This window comes from Streptomyces sp. NPDC003943 (genome assembly GCF_053605265.1).
In genome coordinates, this window is sequence record NZ_JBSGIW010000016.1 from 28,374 (window position 1) to 45,670 (window position 17,297).

Annotated in this window: 13 protein-coding genes; 7 read left to right on the forward strand and 6 right to left on the reverse strand. The window is 70.1% G+C overall.

Annotated features, from left to right (window positions below):
- Positions 1-34: 34 nt before the first annotated feature.
- From ACWEV0_RS09805 to ACWEV0_RS09815, 3 genes are read right to left on the reverse strand one after another with little or no spacing between them, the layout of a single operon-like run.
- The gene (locus tag ACWEV0_RS09805) at positions 35-865 is read right to left on the reverse strand and encodes a carbohydrate ABC transporter permease (RefSeq protein ID WP_453148009.1); all 831 of its coding nucleotides are present in this window, start codon (positions 863-865) and stop codon (positions 35-37) included.
- A complete protein-coding gene (locus ACWEV0_RS09810; protein WP_453148011.1) occupies positions 862-1,851 on the reverse strand; it encodes a carbohydrate ABC transporter permease in 990 nt (329 codons plus the stop codon). Before ACWEV0_RS09810 ends, ACWEV0_RS09805 begins: the two co-directional genes overlap by 4 nt.
- On the reverse strand, positions 1,844-3,136 hold the full coding sequence (locus ACWEV0_RS09815) for an extracellular solute-binding protein (RefSeq protein WP_453148013.1): 1,293 nt from the start codon (positions 3,134-3,136) through the stop codon (positions 1,844-1,846). Before ACWEV0_RS09815 ends, ACWEV0_RS09810 begins: the two co-directional genes overlap by 8 nt.
- Positions 3,137-3,369: 233 nt before the next feature.
- Here ACWEV0_RS09815 and ACWEV0_RS09820 point away from each other — a divergent pair, with 233 nt between their 5' ends.
- From ACWEV0_RS09820 to ACWEV0_RS09835, 4 genes are all read left to right on the forward strand, one after another.
- Complete coding sequence (locus ACWEV0_RS09820; protein ID WP_453148015.1) at positions 3,370-4,383, forward strand: LacI family DNA-binding transcriptional regulator; 1,014 nt, start codon at positions 3,370-3,372, stop codon at positions 4,381-4,383.
- Positions 4,384-4,392: 9 nt separating this feature from the next.
- A complete protein-coding gene (locus ACWEV0_RS09825) occupies positions 4,393-6,612 on the forward strand; it encodes a glycoside hydrolase family 3 N-terminal domain-containing protein (RefSeq protein WP_453148016.1) in 2,220 nt (739 codons plus the stop codon).
- Entirely contained in the window at positions 6,609-8,048 is a 1,440-nt protein-coding gene (locus tag ACWEV0_RS09830) for a family 43 glycosylhydrolase (protein ID WP_453148018.1), read from the forward strand. Before ACWEV0_RS09825 ends, ACWEV0_RS09830 begins: the two co-directional genes overlap by 4 nt.
- Before the next feature lie 165 nt (positions 8,049-8,213).
- Complete coding sequence (locus ACWEV0_RS09835; protein WP_453148020.1) at positions 8,214-9,641, forward strand: endo-1,4-beta-xylanase; 1,428 nt, start codon at positions 8,214-8,216, stop codon at positions 9,639-9,641.
- Positions 9,642-9,782: 141 nt separating this feature from the next.
- Here the strand turns inward: ACWEV0_RS09835 and ACWEV0_RS09840 are convergent, their stop codons facing one another.
- Positions 9,783-10,796, reverse strand: coding sequence for a LacI family DNA-binding transcriptional regulator (locus ACWEV0_RS09840; protein ID WP_453148022.1), 1,014 nt, complete (start codon positions 10,794-10,796; stop codon positions 9,783-9,785).
- A gap of 292 nt (positions 10,797-11,088) precedes the next feature.
- Here ACWEV0_RS09840 and ACWEV0_RS09845 point away from each other — a divergent pair, with 292 nt between their 5' ends.
- Both ACWEV0_RS09845 and ACWEV0_RS09850 read left to right on the forward strand, forming a co-directional pair.
- Complete coding sequence (locus ACWEV0_RS09845; protein ID WP_453148024.1) at positions 11,089-12,054, forward strand: glycoside hydrolase family 6 protein; 966 nt, start codon at positions 11,089-11,091, stop codon at positions 12,052-12,054.
- Positions 12,055-12,148: 94 nt separating this feature from the next.
- On the forward strand, positions 12,149-13,429 hold the full coding sequence (locus ACWEV0_RS09850; protein WP_453148026.1) for a glycoside hydrolase family 6 protein: 1,281 nt from the start codon (positions 12,149-12,151) through the stop codon (positions 13,427-13,429).
- A gap of 118 nt (positions 13,430-13,547) precedes the next feature.
- Here ACWEV0_RS09850 and ACWEV0_RS09855 read toward each other — a convergent pair whose 3' ends face one another.
- Both ACWEV0_RS09855 and ACWEV0_RS09860 read right to left on the reverse strand, forming a co-directional pair.
- The gene (locus ACWEV0_RS09855) at positions 13,548-14,003 is read right to left on the reverse strand and encodes a hypothetical protein (protein WP_453148028.1); all 456 of its coding nucleotides are present in this window, start codon (positions 14,001-14,003) and stop codon (positions 13,548-13,550) included.
- Between the two features lie 312 nt (positions 14,004-14,315).
- Complete coding sequence (locus tag ACWEV0_RS09860) at positions 14,316-15,434, reverse strand: LLM class flavin-dependent oxidoreductase (protein ID WP_453148029.1); 1,119 nt, start codon at positions 15,432-15,434, stop codon at positions 14,316-14,318.
- An 839-nt stretch (positions 15,435-16,273) separates the two neighbouring features.
- Between ACWEV0_RS09860 and ACWEV0_RS09865 the strand changes: the two genes are divergently transcribed.
- The gene (locus tag ACWEV0_RS09865) at positions 16,274-17,296 is read left to right on the forward strand and encodes an ABC transporter substrate-binding protein (RefSeq protein WP_453148030.1); all 1,023 of its coding nucleotides are present in this window, start codon (positions 16,274-16,276) and stop codon (positions 17,294-17,296) included.
- The last annotated feature ends 1 nt before the right edge of the window (position 17,297 follow it).

The following is a 17,297-nucleotide window of genomic DNA, read 5'->3' on the forward strand; positions in this document are numbered from 1 at the left end:
GTCTCCTCGGGGGTGGAGGTGGCGCGGGGAGGGGTCAGCCCTTGGTGGCGCCCGCGGTGAGGCCGCCGATCAGCTGGCGCTCGGCGACGGCGTAGAAGGCGAGGGCGGGGACCATGGCGAGCACGATGTAGGCGAGGACGAGTGCGTAGTCGGTCGAGTACTGGCCCTGGAACTGCTGGACGCCGACCGGGATCGTCTGCCATTTCGGGTCGTTGAACACCAGCAGTGGCAGGAAGAAGTTGTTCCAGCTCGCGACGATCGCGAGTACCGAGACCGTGCCGAGTGCCGGACGCGCCATCGGCAGCAGGATCTTCCAGAAGAAGCGGAGCTTGCCGCAGCCGTCCATGACGGCTGCCTCCTCGATCTCCGCCGGGATGGTCCGGAAGAAACCGCGCAGGATGACGATCGTCATGGGGAGCCCGAAGGCCGCCTGCGGAAGGATCACGCCGAGCGGGTTGTCGATCAGGCCGAAGGTGCGCAGCATGAGGAAGAGCGGCAGGACGGCCACCGCGAACGGGAACATCAGCCCGATCGTGAACAGCGTGTAGAACAACTCCCTGCCCCGGAAGGCGTATCGGGCCAGCACGAACGCGGCCATGGCGGCGGCGGCCACCGTGCAGCACGTCGTGCCGATCGCGATGCCCGCACTGTTGGCGATCTGCCGCCAGAACATTCCGTCGCCGAGGATGCCGAGGTAGTTGCCGACCCTCCAGTGCTCCGGCAGCCCGAACGGGTTGGTCGTCAGCTCGCCCGTGCTCTTGAACCCGGAGATCACCGCGTAGATCAGCGGCACGACGACGAACGCGGCGATCAGCCAGACCACGGCGTGCAGCGAGACGCCGCGTGCCGTCCGGCGGGCGTTCACCGGCCACCTTCCGAGGTGACGGCCCCGCTCAGGTCACGGCGGAGCACGTAACGCTGGTAGAAGAGGGAGAAGACCAGACTGATCATGAACAACACCACGCTGATCGCGCTGGCGTAGCCCACCTGGTACCGCTTGAACCCGAACTGGAACATCGCGATCGCCATCGTCTCGGAGGAGTGGTTGGGCCCGCCCGCGGTCATGACCCAGACGAGGTCGAAGAGCTGGATGGACCCGATGACCGAAAGGAAGACGCTGATCCGGATCGTCGGGCCGAGCAGCGGCAGCGTCACGTGCCGGAAGCGCTGCCAGGCGCCGGCGCCGTCGATGGAGGCGGCCTCGAGGATCTCGGCCGGAATGCCCTGCAGTCCGGCGAGGAAGAGCATCATGTGGAAGCCGAAGTACTTCCAGATCATGACCACGAACAGGGTCGGCACGACCGTCGAGGGATCGGCGAGCCACTTGCCCTGCAGTCCGTCCAGGCCCAGGAATCCGGCGAGATGGTCGGCCATGCCGGCGTCGGGCAGGAAGACCATCGTGAAGAGGACCGCCGTGACCACCTCGGACAGGATGTACGGCGCGAAGAACAGCATCCGGTAGACGGCCCGGCCGCGCAGTCTCTGGTTGAGCAGGACCGCGGTGAACAGCGCGAACGGCAACTGCACCGTGATCGACAGGACGATCAGGTACAGCCCGCGCCACAGATCGCCGAGGAAGACCTGGTCGTCGAACAGCCTGGTGTAGTTCTCGAAGCCCACGAAGTCGTCCATGGGGCCGATCCCGCCCCACTTGAAGAAGCCGGTGTAGACGGCGACGGCGATCGGGGCGAGGACGAAGACGAGGAAGAGGACCAGAGCCGGGACGAGGAACCAGGCGAGCGACGCCCAGTTGCCCCACCCGCGCAGGAGCGACCGGGCCTGGGCCGGCGGGCGCACCGGCACGTCGTGCTCCACCCGCTCCTCGGTCAGGGTCGACACGGAGCTAGGCACCCTTCGCAGCCTCGGTGATCGACGCGGTGACCTGCTCGGGCGTCTTCTTGCCCGCGATGAGGTCGGCGACACTGTCGTTGACCTCCTGGCCGACCGCCGGCGGGTAGGCCTGGTCCAGGAAGAGCTGGAAGCCCGTCGCCTTGGCCAGACTGTCCGCCACCACCTTCTTGTTGGCGTCGGTGAGCTGCTTCTCCGCCCCCTTGACCACCGGCAGGTAGCCGTTGGAGGCCAGCAGCTTGGACTCGTTCTCCAGGACGAAGAACTTCAGGAAGTCCAGCGCCTCCTTCGGGGCGCCCTTGCGCAGGGCGAAGCCGCCGCCGCCGCCGAACACCTCGGTGACCTGGCCGACACCGCCGTCGACCGTCGGGAACGGGAAGAAGCCCAGGTCCGCTCCGAGGTCCGCGCCGGCGTCCTTCTCCACCGACGGTGCCCACTGGCCCATCAGCTCCATGGCGGCCTTGCCGTTGCCCATGGTCGCGGCCTGGCCGCCGGGGGTGGCGTAGCCGGCGCCCAGGAAGCCCGTCTGGAACGGCTGGAGGTCGACCAGCTCCTTGAGGTGGGCACCTGCCTGGACGAAGCCTTCGCCGGTGAAGTCCTTGGTGGTCGCGGCCTTCTGCAGCGCGGGCAGGCCCGCGACGCGCATCGCGAGGTAGGCCCAGTAGTAGTGGCCCGGCCACTTCTCCTTGCCCGCGAGGGCGATCGGGGTGATGCCCGCCGCCTTGAGCTTCCTGACGTCGTCGAGGAGCTCGGCCCAGGTGGCCGGCGGAGCGGCGATCCCGGCCTTGGCGAAGAGCTTCTTGTTGTACCAGAAGCCGACCATGCCGATGTCGTAGGGCACTCCGTAGGTCCGGCCGCCGAACTGATAGGCCTGCAGCGAGACCGGGGTGAGGTCGGACGACCAGTCGAGCGCGTCGGTGAGGTCCTCGACGAGCCCCGCGTCGACCTGCTGCTGCAGCACGCCGCCGCCCCAGGTCTGGAAGACGTCCGGGAGCCTGCCCGAGGAAGTGGTGGCGGTCAGCTTCGACTTGAACGCCTCGTTCTCCAAGGAGGTGGCTCTGATCGCGATGTTCGGGTGAGCGGACGTGAACGCCGAGGAGATCTGCGGGAAGAGGGACTTGCCCGGTTCCGTCGTGGCGATGTTCCACCACTCCAGGCTGACCTTGCCGTCGGCCGCCGGCCCGGCACCGGAACCGCCGGATCCGCAGGCGGCGGTCATGGAGACGGACAGTGCGGTCAAGCCCGAGAGCGCCAGGAAGCTTCGTCGGCTCGGGAGGGTGCTGGCCATGGGACCTCCGGGGTGGGGAACGCCGATATGCGCCCGAAAATTTTTCGAAATACTCTCGAATTCTGCGTTGCCACAAACTAGGAACGTGAGCCTTCCCGGTCAAGACCCCGCGTCAATTTATCTACGGACAGCGGTTGTTCGCAGGCTTGACAAGCTGGTCGGGCCGCCCAGAGACTCATCGAAAGTTTGCGATATCTGTCGCCGGCCGGAGGCATCCGCGCAGAGGAGAGAAGTTGAGTGAGCAGCGCCCCACCCTGGCCGTCATCGCCGCGGAGGCAGGGGTCTCCCAGGCCACCGTGTCCAAGGTGATCAACGGCCGTTCCGATGTCGCACCCTCGACACGCGAGCGGATCGAGGGCCTGCTGCAAGCCCACAACTACCTCCCACCCGGCCGGCAGGGCAGAGCCCGCAGATCGGGCCTCGTCGACCTGATCATCGGCGGTCTGGACAGCGCGTGGGCGGTGGAGATACTGCGCGGTGTCGAGGCCGAGTGCGCCCAGCGGAGCGTCGGCACCGTCGTGTCGCTCGTGCCGCCGGGCGAGGCCACGCCGTCCAGTTGGGCCGCACTGCCGGTCCTGCACCACAGTGACGGCGTCATCCTCGTCACCGCCTCGGTCACCCAGGCCCAGCGCGACCAGGTCGAACGGGCGGGGGTGGCACTGGTCGTCATCGACCCGATCGACCTGCCGGGCAACGGCGTGCCGAGCGTCGGAGCGACCAACTGGGCCGGCGGCCTCGCCGCCACCGAGCACCTGCTGGAGCTGGGGCATCGCCGGATCGCCACGATCGGCGGACGCAAGGAGATGCTCTGCAGCCGGGCCCGCATCGACGGGTACCGGACCGCTCTGGAGCAGGCCGGGATCGAGGTCGACCGCGACCTGATCCGGTTCGGCGACTTCCAGCACGAGGGCGGGTTCCGGTGCGCCCGGGAGCTGCTCGCCCTTCCCGAGCCGCCGACCGCCATCTTCGCCGGCAGCGACCAGCAGGCGATGGGCGTCTACGAAGCCGCCCGCCAGAACGGACTGCGCATCCCGCAGGACCTCAGCGTGGTCGGCTTCGACGACCTGCCGATGTGCGAATGGCTGTCACCACCGCTGACGACGGTACGCCAGCCGCTGGAGGAGATGGGCCGGGTCGCCGCCCGCACACTGTTCCAGCTTCTGGAGGACCAGCCCCTGGTCAGCCCGCGGATGGAGCTCTCGACCGAACTCAAGGTCCGCCTCTCCACCGCCCCACCTCGTCCCTAGGAGACCCCCTTGACCGAGCCCTGGCGTGACCCCCTCCTCCCCGCGTCCGTGCGAGTCGCCGATCTGCTGGCCCGGATGACGCTGGAGGAGAAGGCGGGACAACTCGCCGGCTTCTGGGCGTTGCCCTCGAATCCGGGAGCACCTGTCGCGCCGATGGAGGACGATTCCGGCGAGTCCCCGCCCGGCTTCGACGACATCGTCGTCCACGGGCTCGGCCAGCTCACCCGGGTGTACGGCACCGCGCCGATCACCGCGGAGAGCGGAATGGAGCGGCTCGCCTCGCTCCAGCGGCAGGTGACCGAAGCCGGCCGGTTCGGGATCCCGGCGGTCGCTCACGAGGAGTGCCTGACCGGGTTCATGACGTTCGGAGCGACGGTCTTCCCCGGGCCGCTGGCCTGGGGCGCTTCCTTCGATCCCGGGCTGGTGCGCCGGATGGCCGCCGCCATCGGCACGGGGATGCGGCGGGTCGGCGTCCACCAGGGGCTGGCTCCGGTGCTCGACGTGGTGCGCGACTACCGGTGGGGCAGGACCGAGGAGTGCATCGGCGAGGACCCCTATCTCGTCGGAGCGATCGGCACCGCCTACGTGCAGGGCCTGGAAGGCGCCGGCATCGTCGCGACGCTCAAGCACTTCGCCGGGTACTCGGCCTCGCGCGGCGGCCGGAACATGGCACCCGTCGCCTCGGGGCCCCGCGAGTTCGCCGACGTGCTGGTGGAGCCCTTCGTACGGGCACTGCGCGAGGGAGGCGCCCGGTCGGTGATGAACAGCTACACCGACGTGGACGGCGTCCCGGTGGCCGCCGACGAACGGCTGCTGACCGAACGGCTCAGGGGTGAACTCGGTTTCGGAGGCGTCGTCGTCGCCGACTACTACTCCGTCTCCTTCCTGGAGACCCGGCACGGCGTCGCCGGATCGCGCGGCGCGGCCGGCGCACTGGCGCTGACCGCCGGCATCGACGTCGAGCTGCCCACGGCCCGCTGCTACGGCGAGCCGCTGACCGAACTGGTGCGCTCAGGAAGCGTTCCCGAAGCGCTCGTCGACCGGGCCGCGGAACGCGTACTGCTCCAGAAGGCCGAACTCGGCCTGCTCGACCCCGACTGGGAGCCCGTCAAGCCCGAGCCGGTCGACCTCGACCCGCCGGAGAACCGGGCACTGGCCAGACTCCTGGCCGAACGGTCCACCGTGCTGCTCGCCAACGACGGCACCCTGCCGCTGCGCCCGTGCCGGGTCGCGATCAGCGGCCCGTACGCCGACGACCCCCAGTCCTTCCTCGGCTGCTACTCCTTCCCCAACCACGTCGCGCTGCCCGGCGACCTCGGGCTCGAGATCCCGACGCTGGGCGAAGCGCTCACCGACGCCGGGTTCACGGTCACCGCGGACGATCCGGATGTGAACGTGCTGGTGCTCGGCGACCGGGCCGGCATGTTCGGCCGGGGCACCTCCGGAGAGGGCTGCGACGCCGAGACCCTCGACCTGCCCGGCGACCAGGCCGCGCTCGCCTCCGCCGTGCTGGACTCCGGAGTGCCGACCGTCCTGGTCCTGGTCTCCGGACGACCCTACGCGCTCGGCTCGCTGGCCGAACGCGCGTCGGCCGTGATACAGGCGTTCTTCCCCGGCGAGGAGGGCGGGACGGCGCTGGCCCGGATCATCAGCGGGGCCGCGGAACCGTCCGGGCGGCTGCCCGTCTCCATCCCCCGCAAGCCCGGCGGCCAGCCGGGCACGTACCTGCACTCCAGGCTCGGCGGACACACCGACTGGAGCTCGGTGGACCCGACCCCGCTGTTCCCCTTCGGACACGGGCTGAGCTGGACCCGGTTCACCTGCTCGGACCTCTCGGTCGATCCCTCGGCGCCGACGGACGGGGTCGTCACCGTCTCGGTCACCGTACGCAACGTCGGAGAGACGGCCGGGACCGAGGTGGTCCAGCTGTACCTCTCGGACCCCGTGGCGTCCGTCGTCCGGCCTGAGCGGTGGCTCGCCGGATTCGGCCGGGTCGAACTGGAGCCGGGCGCGGCCGCCCGGGTCACGTTCTCCGTCCATGCCGACCGGACGTCGTTCACCGGGCTCGACCTGCGCAGAAGAGTGGAACCCGGGGAGATCGGCGTGGCCGTCGGACGGTCCAGCGGCGACCTTCCGCTCCAGGGCTCCTTCACTCTGCACGGCCCCGTGCGTCACCCGGCGGCCGACCGGGTGCTGTCCGTGCCGGTCGACATCGTCCCGGTCTCATGAGCACGCCGTTCGGTGCTCCCGTGCTGCCCGGGTTCCGGCCCGACCCGTCCGTCTGCCGAGTGGGAGCGGACTACTACCTGGTGACGTCCAGCTTCGAATGGTTCCCGGGCCTTCCCGTGTTCCACAGCCGCGATCTCGTGAACTGGCGGCGTCTCGGCTCCGCGCTCGACCGGCCGTCCCAGCTCGACCTCGACGGATGCGAGCCTTCCCGCGGCCTGTTCGCACCGACGATCCGGCACCATGACGGGGTCTTCCACCTCGTCTGCACGCTGATGGACGGCCCCGGCCATTTCGTCGTCACGGCGACCGACCCGGCGGGACCGTGGTCGGAGCCGCACTGGCTGGAGGGCGAGGGTTTCGACCCGTCGCTGTTCTTCGACGACGAGCCGGACGGCGACGGTCGGGCCTGGTTCACCGCCTCCCGTGTGCTGGACGAGGCCGCCGGCCACACCGAGATCTGGATGCGCGAATACCTTCCCCATGAGCGACGGCTCACGGGACCCGAGTACGTCCTGTGGTCGGGAAGCCATCCGGGCGCCCGATGGTCGGAAGCCCCGCATCTCTACAAGATCGACGACGGCTATCTCCTGCTCACCGCCGAGGGCGGCACGGCCGAGGACCACAGCGTGGTGGCCGCCCGCGCCGACCACGTGACCGGCCCCTACAAGGGCGCCCCCGACAACCCGGTGCTGCCTCCCGCCACGGGTCCGGTCACCTGCACCGGGCACGCCGACCTCGTCCGGACCCCGAACGGCGACTGGCGGGCCGTCCTCCTGGGCGTCCGCCCGGGTTCCGGCATCGGCCGCGAGACGTTCCTGAGCCGGGTCACCTGGAACGACGGCCGGCCGTCCTTCTCCCCCGTCGTCCACACCGGCCGCAGCCGCGCCGTCCACGACGACTTCGCCGCCCTCTCCGCCGACTGGAGCACCCTGCGCACCCCCCGCTCGCGGTTCTGGACCGTGGGCGACGGGCTCCGCCTCCGGCTCCGCCCCGAACGCCTCGGCGAACGCACCACCCCGTCCCTCCTGGCCCGCCCCCAGGAACAGCCCGACTGCGACGTGTCCACCGAACTGCACTTCACCCCCGCCGCACCGGGCGAACAGGCAGGGCTCGCCGTGGTCCTCGACGAGGACACCCATCTCCTCCTCCTGCGCACCACGGAAGGACTCAGCCTTCGCCGCGGCCCCGAGGTCCTGGCCCGCGTACCCGTCCCCCCGGGCCCCGTTCGCCTGGGGGTCCGCATCCGCGGCTTCAGTCACACCTTCACCCACGCGGCACCCGGCGGCGCCTGGCAGGACCTGACCACCGTCGAAGCCACCTTCCTCACCCCGGTGTTCACCAGCGTCCAGCTCGGCCTCTACGCCACCTCCGACGGCCGCCCCTCCGCCAACCAAGCCCACTTCACGAGGTTCGACATCACGTACCCGAGCCGATGAGAACCGCCTGACCTCTCCGGGACGACGGAATTCGGCGTCCCGGAAAGGCGAGCCGAACAGAACACTCGCTTATGGCGGGATCTCTCCACTGGAGCCGCGGTTCAGATCCAGCGCCTGCTTTGCCGCGCTCCAATCCTTCCGCAATTCCGACCTGGAGGCTCAGCCATGCAGTTGAACGCCATTCCCCTCACCGTCCGCCGGAAGATCGGCGGACTGTGTACGACCCTGCTCGTCGGCGCCCTGGGTTCGGCCGCCGTGCTGGTGGCACCGTCGACCTCACACGCCGCCGAGAGCACGCTCGGCGGCGCGGCGGCGCAGAGCGGCCGCTACTTCGGGACCGCCATCGCCTCGGGCCGGCTCGGCGACTCGGCGTACACGTCGATCGCGGCCCGCGAGTTCAACTCGGTGACGCCCGAGAACGAGATGAAGATCGACGCCACCGAGCCCCAGCAGGGCCAGTTCAACTTCACCGCCGGAGACCGCGTCTACAACTGGGCGGTGCAGAACGGCAAGCAGGTGCGCGGCCACACCCTGGCCTGGCACTCCCAGCAGCCCGGCTGGATGCAGAACCTCAGCGGCAGCACGCTGCGCCAGGCGATGATCAACCACATCAACGGCGTGATGGCCCACTACAAGGGCAAGCTCGCCCAGTGGGACGTCGTGAACGAGGCCTTCGCCGACGGCACCTCGGGCGCCCGGCGCGACTCGAACCTGCAGCGCACCGGCAACGACTGGATCGAGGTCGCCTTCCGCACCGCGCGCGCCGCCGACCCCGCCGCCAAGCTCTGCTACAACGACTACAACATCGAGAACTGGACCTGGGCCAAGACCCAGGCCGTGTACGCCATGGTGCGGGACTTCAAGCAGCGCGGCGTGCCGATCGACTGCGTCGGCTTCCAGTCGCACTTCAACAACGACAGCCCGTACAACAGCAACTTCCGCACCACCCTGCAGAGCTTCGCCGCCCTCGGCGTCGACGTGGCCGTCACCGAACTCGACATCCAGGGCGCCTCGGCCACGACCTACGCCAGCGTGACGAACGACTGCCTGGCCGTCCCGCGCTGCCTCGGCATCACCGTCTGGGGCGTGCGCGACACCGACTCCTGGCGAGCGGACCAGACGCCGCTGCTGTTCAACGGTGACGGCAGCAAGAAGCCCGCCTACACCTCAGTCCTCAACGCGCTCAACGCCGTCTCCCCCACCCCCACGCCCGGTTCCGGCCCGATCAGGGGCGTCGCTTCGGGCCGCTGCCTGGACGTGCCCGGCGCCGCCACCACCGACGGCACCCAGCTCAACCTGTGGGACTGCAACAACCGCACCAACCAGCAGTGGGCCTACACCGCCGCGGGCGAGCTCAGGGTCTACGGCGACAAGTGCCTGGACGCCGCCGGCACCGGCAACGGCGCCAAGGTGCAGATCTACAGCTGCTGGGGCGGCGACAACCAGAAGTGGCGTCTGAACTCCGACGGGTCCATCGTCGGCGTCCAGTCCGGCCTCTGCCTCGACGCCGCCGCCAACGGCACCGCCAACGGCACCCTGATCCAGCTCTACTCCTGCTGGGGCGGCGACAACCAGCGCTGGAACCGCACCTGACACACTGCGGACCGCATGAGCGGCAAGGCCGTGGAGGTACGAGGTGCCTCCACGGCCGAGCCGCCGAGGGGCGCGGACGCCCCGGCTCGTCGCGCGGGGCCGGGAGGTGGCCGCTGCGGCGCCGGGTGGGAGCGCAGACCGTCAGGCGCTGGCGCGGGTGACCAGGCGCGTGGGCAGGATCAGCGGAGTGGGGTCCTGTCCGTTGATGAGCGCGACGAGCATGCGCGCCATCTCCCGTCCGAGGCCCTCTATGGGTTGGTGCACCGTGGTCAGCGGCGGATCGGCCAGCCGGGCCACGGCCAGGTCGTCGAAACCGACCACGGCGACGTCACCGGGGACCGCCCGGCCGGCCTGTCGCAGCGTGCGCAGCGCGCCGACGCCCATGTTGTCGCCGGCGGCGAACACCCCGTCCACCTCAGGGTGGTTCGCCAGCAGGGCGGCCATGGCGTCGGCTCCGCTGCGCTCGGTGAAGTCACCGGCTTCCGGCGGGTACGGTTCGAGGCCCGCCGCCAGCACGGCATCCCGGTAGCCGCGGTACCGGGCGCGCCCGACCTCGGTGTCCAGCCGTCCGCAGATCGTGGCCACACGGCTCCGGCCGGCCGAGATCAGGTGCTCGGTCGCCGCACGCGCGCCGCCGGCGTTGTCGACGTCCACGTACCACCTGGGGTCCAGACCGAGCGGGCGCCCGCCGAACACGACGGGCATCTCCGCCTCCAGGGCCGTGCGGGCCAGCGGATCGTTCTCACGCAGCGCCATCAGCATCACACCGTCGGCCCTCCTGGACCGCAGAAGCTGCTCCACTCGCCTGCGCCCCCGATCGGAGGCGGCCAGGCACAGCATCAGGTGCAGGTCGGCGTCTTCCAGGGCGGCCGAGGCCCCCACGATCACCTGGGCGAAGAAAGGATCCGCGAAGATGGACGGTTCCTCTCCCGAGACGACCAGCGCGGCCGCTCCGGTCTGCCGGGTCGCCAGGGCGCGTGCGGTCGGGTTCGGCACGTAGCCGAGTTGCTGGACCGCCCGTTCGACGGCATCGCGTTTGGCGCGGCTGACGTGCGGGGCGTTGTTGAGCACCCGCGAGGCCACCGACCGTGAGACACCGGCCAGTTCGGCCACTTCGTCGAGTGTCGACTGCCGGCGTGGCACACCTTCAGCCATGAGCTGCCTTCCCGTCACGGTCTGAACGCCTGGAAGACTGGAAGCGCTTCCAGTTCCAGGACTGTAAAGCCTTGGTGTCGTCATGTGAAGTGCCGGTTAAACACGCCCACTTGACAGGCCGAACAGCGCGTCACACGATACCGGCCACAACCCCAGGCATACGGAGTGAGGACTGGGATCGCTTCCAGTGGGAGCGCTTCCACGCAACTCCGCAGGTCCGAGGTCCCCGTGCACCGCCCGCTCCGTACGAGAGCGTGCGGCGCGTCAGCCGTCAGGAAGCCGAGGTACATTCATGCGCCGCAGGATCCGCACGCTCGTGGCAGCCCTTTCCGCACTGCCCTTGGCGCTCGCCGTCGCGCCGTCCGCGCACGCGGCGGACCCGACCGCCATGACCAGCGGGTTCTATGTGGACCCGAACTCCAGCGCGAAGCAGTGGGTCGCCGCCAACCCCGGCGACGGCCGGGCGCCCGCGATCAACGCGTCCCTCGCCAACACCCCCATGGCCCACTGGTTCGGCTCCTGGAGCGGCACCATCGGCACCGCCACCGGTGCGTACGTGGGGGCGGCGGACTACTCGGACAAGCTGCCGGTCCTCGTCGCGTACAACATCTACCACCGCGACTACTGCGGCGGGCAGTCCGGCGGCGGCGCCTCCTCCCCGTCCGCCTACGCCACCTGGATCGCGCAGTTCGCCGGCGGGATCGCGAGCCGTCCGGCCGTCGTCGTCCTCGAACCGGACTCCATCGCGGACTACGGCTGCATGAACCAGGCGCAGATCCGCGAACGCCAGGGCATGATCAGCGGAGCCGTCACCGAGTTCAACCGCCAGGCGCCCAACACCTGGGTCTACCTCGACGCCGGCAACCCCGGCTGGGTGAGCCCGGCGACGATGGCCCAGCGCCTCCACGAAGCCGGCCTCCAGCAGGCCCACGGCTTCTCCCTGAACATCTCCAACTACTACACCACCGCCCAGAACACCGCCTACGGCAACTCCGTCAACAGCGAACTGGCCGCCCGCTACGGCTACACCAAGCCGTTCGTCGTCGACACGAGCCGGAACGGCAACGGCGCCAACGGCGAGTGGTGCAACGCGGCGGGCCGGCGCATCGGCACCCCCACGCAGCTGGGAGGCGGCGCCGAGATGCTGCTGTGGATCAAGGCGCCGGGCGAGTCCGACGGCGACTGCGGCGTCGGCGCGGGGTCCTCGGCCGGACAGTTCCTCCCCGAGGTCGCCTACAAGATGATCTACGGCTACTGAGCTCGGACTCCCGTGGCCCGGCACCGCCCCGCCCCGCGACCGGGCCACAGGAACCGCCGACCTGCCTGTCCCCCACCTTTCGACCAGGAGCATCATGAAGCCACTCAGCCTGAGGCGGCGCGCGACCGCCGCCCTCGCGGCGCTCGCTGCCTGTGCCGCCCTCACCGCGGCGCAGGGCCAGGCGCAGGCCGCCCCCACCGGGGACGGGATCACCCCGACCACCCGGTTCTACGTGGACCCGCACAGCAAGGCCGCCAAGCAGGCTCTCGCCGACCTCGGGAACGGCGACTTCGCGAACGCCGTGAACATGGCCGAGCTCGCGAGCTGGCCACAGGCGGAGTGGTTCACCGAGGGCACCCCTGACGAGGTACGGGTCAAGGTCAGCGGTCTCGTCCGCAAGGCCGGGGCGGTGCACCGGACCCCCGTCCTGGTCGCCTACAACGTACCGGGCCGGGACTGCTCCCAGTACTCCAGCGGCGGCGCCGCCTCCTCCGCCGCCTACCGGCAGTGGATCGACGCCTTCGCCGCCGGCATCGGCGACAGCAAGGCGGTCGTCGTGGTCGAGCCCGACGGCCTGGCCCTCCTCCCCAGGGAGTGCGGGCCTGACGTGGACCCGAACGGCGAACGCACGACGGCCCGCATCGCCGATCTCGCGTACGCGGTCAGGACCATCAAGTCCAGGGCTCGCACCGCGGTCTACCTGGACGCGGGCAACGTCCTGTGGCGGCCCGTCGGCGACATGGCCCGGCGGCTGCTCGACGCCGGCGTCGGGTACGCCGACGGCTTCTCCCTCAACGTGTCCAACACCCACCCCACCGAGCACAACGCCAGGTACGGCACCTGGATAGCGAAGTGCATGTGGTTCGCCACCGAGGGCCCCGAGGAGGCACGCGGCCACACCGACTGGTGCGCCTCCCAGTACTACTCGTCCGCCGCCCCCAACGACGGACTCCCCGGCAACGCCGTCGACTCCGCCGATCCCGCCACCTGGCGCTGGACCGACGCCTGGTTCGACCGGACCGTGGGGAACCCGTCGAGCGACGAGCTGCACCACTTCGTCATCGACACCAGCCGCAACGGTCTGGGCGCCTGGACCCCGGAGCCCGGCAAGTACAGCGGGGACCCGGAGATCTGGTGCAACGCACCCGGCCGCGGCCTCGGCCCGCGCCCCACCGCCGACACCGGTGTCCCGCTGGTCGACGCCTACCTGTGGATCAAGATCCCCGGCGAGTCGGACGGCAGCTGCACGCGCAACACCGGCGGCACGGTCGATCCCGAGTACGGCATCGTCGACCCGCCCGCGGGCACCTGGTGGCCCGACCAGGCCCACTCGCTCGCCCGCAACGCGGCACCGCGTCTGACCTTCAACCACTGAGCCCCGGCTCGGCGGCGGCGGTCGCCGGCTCGGCCGGCGGCCGGTGCACCGCGGTCGACGGCGCCGGCCCGCCGAACGTGAGAGGGGGCGCCGGCGCCGGCCGGGGCTGGGCGGGTGCTCAGCCGCTCTTGTACATCGTCACCGAGATGGTCTGGTTCGTGCCGTCGTTGAAGTCGGTGCGGTCCCATACCGAGATGTGGGACGTGTCCTTCATCCGCAGCTGCAGCACCTCGTTGGCGTTGCTCCAGTTGTAGTAGAAGAACTGGAAGTTCGGATCGGGGCTGTCGCCCATCCTCCGGTTTCCCCAACTGCAGATGAGTGACTTGTCGTGTTCGCAGACGGACCAGGCCCTGGCGTAAAGGTGGCAGTCCTCTCCCTGCCATACGTCAATACGCTTCAGCCTCGGGTCGGACGAGCGCCATTTTCCGTTGAATCGGTTGGCGGAGCACAGGGCGGCTGCGTCTTTCGCCGAGGTGACCGTGATCACGGCCGAGAGCGAGAGCGTCAGGGCGGCGGTCACGAGCAGCGCCATGATCTGGCGTAGGGGGCGGCCGACAGCAGAGGCGTGTGACATGGCGAACCTCCCCGTGGCGAGGCAGCACGGGGCGTCCGGTGATCGCACCGCATCGGATCTGCGGATGACTGCGACGGAGGTATCGCTTCGGCGTCCGGCCGAGACCGTCGACCCCTCGCCCTGCTCACGCCACGTATTCAGGCGGGTGAGTGCCGTTTGTCCCCCACCTCTTCCAGACCAGCACTCCCGGATCCTGATCGCAAGTCAGGACGTTCCGTCCACCTTGCGTTCCATGCACCACATTCAATGGTGCAGGGAATGCAAGGTGGACGGGGCAATGAATACCACCGCGCGCGTGTCACGCGCGTGTCATCACCTCACCGCCGCGAGGCTGCCGCGCGTCGCCCGCTCGGCGTCGCGCTTGGCGACCTCCTCGCGGACGATCGGGATCACGTGCCGGCCGAAGTCGATGGCGTAGTCCAGGAGGTCGTAGCCGCGGGCGGAGAGGATGTCGACGCCGAGGTCGTAGTAGTCGAGCAGCGCCTGGGCGACCGTCTCCGGGGTGCCGACCAGGGCGTTGGAGTTGCCCGCCCCGCCGGTGGCCGCTGCGGTCGGGGTCCACAGGGCGCGGTCGTAGCGCTCCCCCGCCTCGGCGATGGCGAGCAGCCGCTGCGAGCCGGCGTTCTCCGGGGCGCCGGTGCGGTGGCGCCGCCTGAGCCTTGCCGCATCCTGCTCCCGGATGGCACCGAGGATGCGGTGAGCCTTCTCCCAGGCCAGTTCCTCGGTCGGGGCGATGATCGGGCGGAACGCCACCTGGATACGGGGCGCCTCGGTGCGGCCCGCCGCCTTCGCGGCGGCCTTCACGGCCTCGATCTGCTCGGCGGTCCTGGCCAGGGGTTCGCCCCACAGGCAGTAGACGTCGGCCTCGGCGCCGCCGGCGGCGTACGCGGCAGCGGACGATCCGCCGAACGACACGCCGGGGCGGGGCTGCTGCACCGGGAAGACGTCGCTGACGAAGTCGTGGAAGCGGTAGTGCTCGCCCTCGTGGTCGAAGGGCTCGTGGGTGGTCCAGATCTTCTTGACGATCCGGATGTACTCGCGGGTGCGGGCGTAGCGCTCGTCCTTGGTGAGCGTGTCGCCCTCGCGGCCCTGCTCGTGGTCGCTGCCGCCGGTGATGAAGTGCACGGTCAGCCGGCCGTCGCTGATCTGGTCGAGGGTGGCGAAGGTCTTCGCGGCGAAGGTGGGGTACGAGACGTTGGGCCGGTGGGCGAGCAGGATCTGGAGGTTCTCCAGCCGGCTCGCGAGGTAGGCGGCGGCCGGGGCGGGGTCGGGCGCGCCGGAGCTGTAGGCGAACAGCACCCGGTCCCAGCCGTGGTCCTCGTGCGCCCGGGCGAGCCGGAGTGTGTACTCCTTGTCGAAGGCGGCGCCGGAGCGCGGGACGGTCTCGGAACCGTCGTTGGTGGCGGCAATGCCAAGGAACTCCACGGGCATGGGAGATGGCCTTTCCTCGAGTCCTTTGTTCCGTGCCGGGGTGCGGTGGCGCGGGCCGGGCACGGCGGAGCAGGGCAGCCCTCGGCGCGGCCGGTGCGACGGCTCGCTTGAGGGCGGGGAATCCGGGGTGTGCAGGTGCGACGACGCCGGGGCAGGGGCAGGTTCACGAGCCTCGGGCGCAGGAACTCGGCCCGCGACGAGGTCACCGAGGGACGGAGGGGCCGGTCAGACGGCCCGCTGCCGCGTCAGGCGCAACACGCCGCGGACCACACCCGACCGAAGTCGATGTGGTGGCGCGTGACCAGGCGCTGCTCGGCATTCATGCGCCCAATTGAGCATTACTTCGTACTGCTCGTCAACCACGGCCCGGCTTCCGGACCGGCGCATCGCCGTCACCACCGTGCTCAGCGCGGTGCAGTTCCATGTCGAGCGCCACCACGCGCGAGGCGGAAAATGAACGGAACGCTTCGAGCGTATGTCGGGAATTCGGAATATGAGACGGGACCGTTTCTCGCATTGACGTGGCCGATTCCCGCTGCCAGCCTCTGTGGCGTGAGCCAGTCACCGAACTCCAGCACGTGGCTGCACCTCGGTCTCCGGCCGCACGCCGACGCTCTCTGTGCGTTCTGCTGCGACTGTTAGACGACCGTCGGCGGGCACGTCACAGGCCGCTGCCCCCGTCGTCCCCCGCCTTTCGCCGCCCTTTCCGCTGTCTCTGACATTCTCCGGAATTCGGCGGTCGTCATCTCTGCCGCGAAATCCGTCGCGTTCCTCCACGCCGAGGACGGGTTCGTGCGCGCTCGCCCCCGCCCCTCGTCCCCTCTGAACAGGACGTTCCGATGAGCACGTTGTCCCCGACGAACCGACGCCAGTTCCTCGCCCTGCTCGGCCTCTCGGCCGTCGCGGTCGGCTGCGGCACGGCCGCGGGCAGCGGCGGCTCCGCCAAGGGCGGCACCAGGACACTCCGCTACCAGGGCTGGACCCGCCAGGTCACCCCCGCCGAACTCGCCGAGGACCTCGGCTATCTGGAGGACGTGAAGCTGGAATGGGTCGGCAACACCATCAGCGGCCCGCAGGACATCCAGTCGGCGGCCACCGGCCAGACCGACTTCGGCGGCGCGTTCAACGGCGCGGTGGTCAAGCTGGCCGCGAGCGGCGCGCCGATCAAGGCGGTCATCAGCTACTACGGCTCCGACAAGGACGCCTACAGCGGGTACTACGTCCTCGCCGGCAGCCCCATTCGCTCCGCCCGCGACCTCATCGGCAAGAAAGTCGGCATGAACACCCTCGGCGCGCACTCCGAGGCCATGCTCGACATCTACCTCCAGCGGGGCGGCCTGTCCGCCGCGGACGCCGACAAGGTCGAGCCCCTCGTCGTACCTCCCGTGAACACCGAACAGTCCCTGCGGCAGAAGCAGATCGACGTCGCCGTGCTCGGCGGGGTGCTGCGGGACAAGGCCCTCGCCGACGGAGGGCTGCGGCCGCTGTTCACCGACCACCAGCTCCTGGGCTCCTTCAGCGCCGGGACGTACGTCATGACCGAACGCTTCATCAAGCAGAACCCCGACACGGTACGGACCTTCGTCACCGGCGTCGGCCGGGCACTCGACTGGTCGCGCGCCACCCCGCGCCACGAGGTCGTCGCCCGGATGACGGAGATCGTCGGCAAGCGGAGGAGGAACGAGGATGCCGGCGCCCTGCGCTACTGGAGGTCGTACGGCGTGGCGGAGCCCGGCGGGCGCATCACGGACAAGGAGCTCCAGCTCTGGATCGACTGGCTGGCCCAGCGCGGGGACGTCGACCGCGGCCGGGTCCACCTCGAAACCCTCTACACCAACGACTTCAACCGCAACGGGAGGTGAC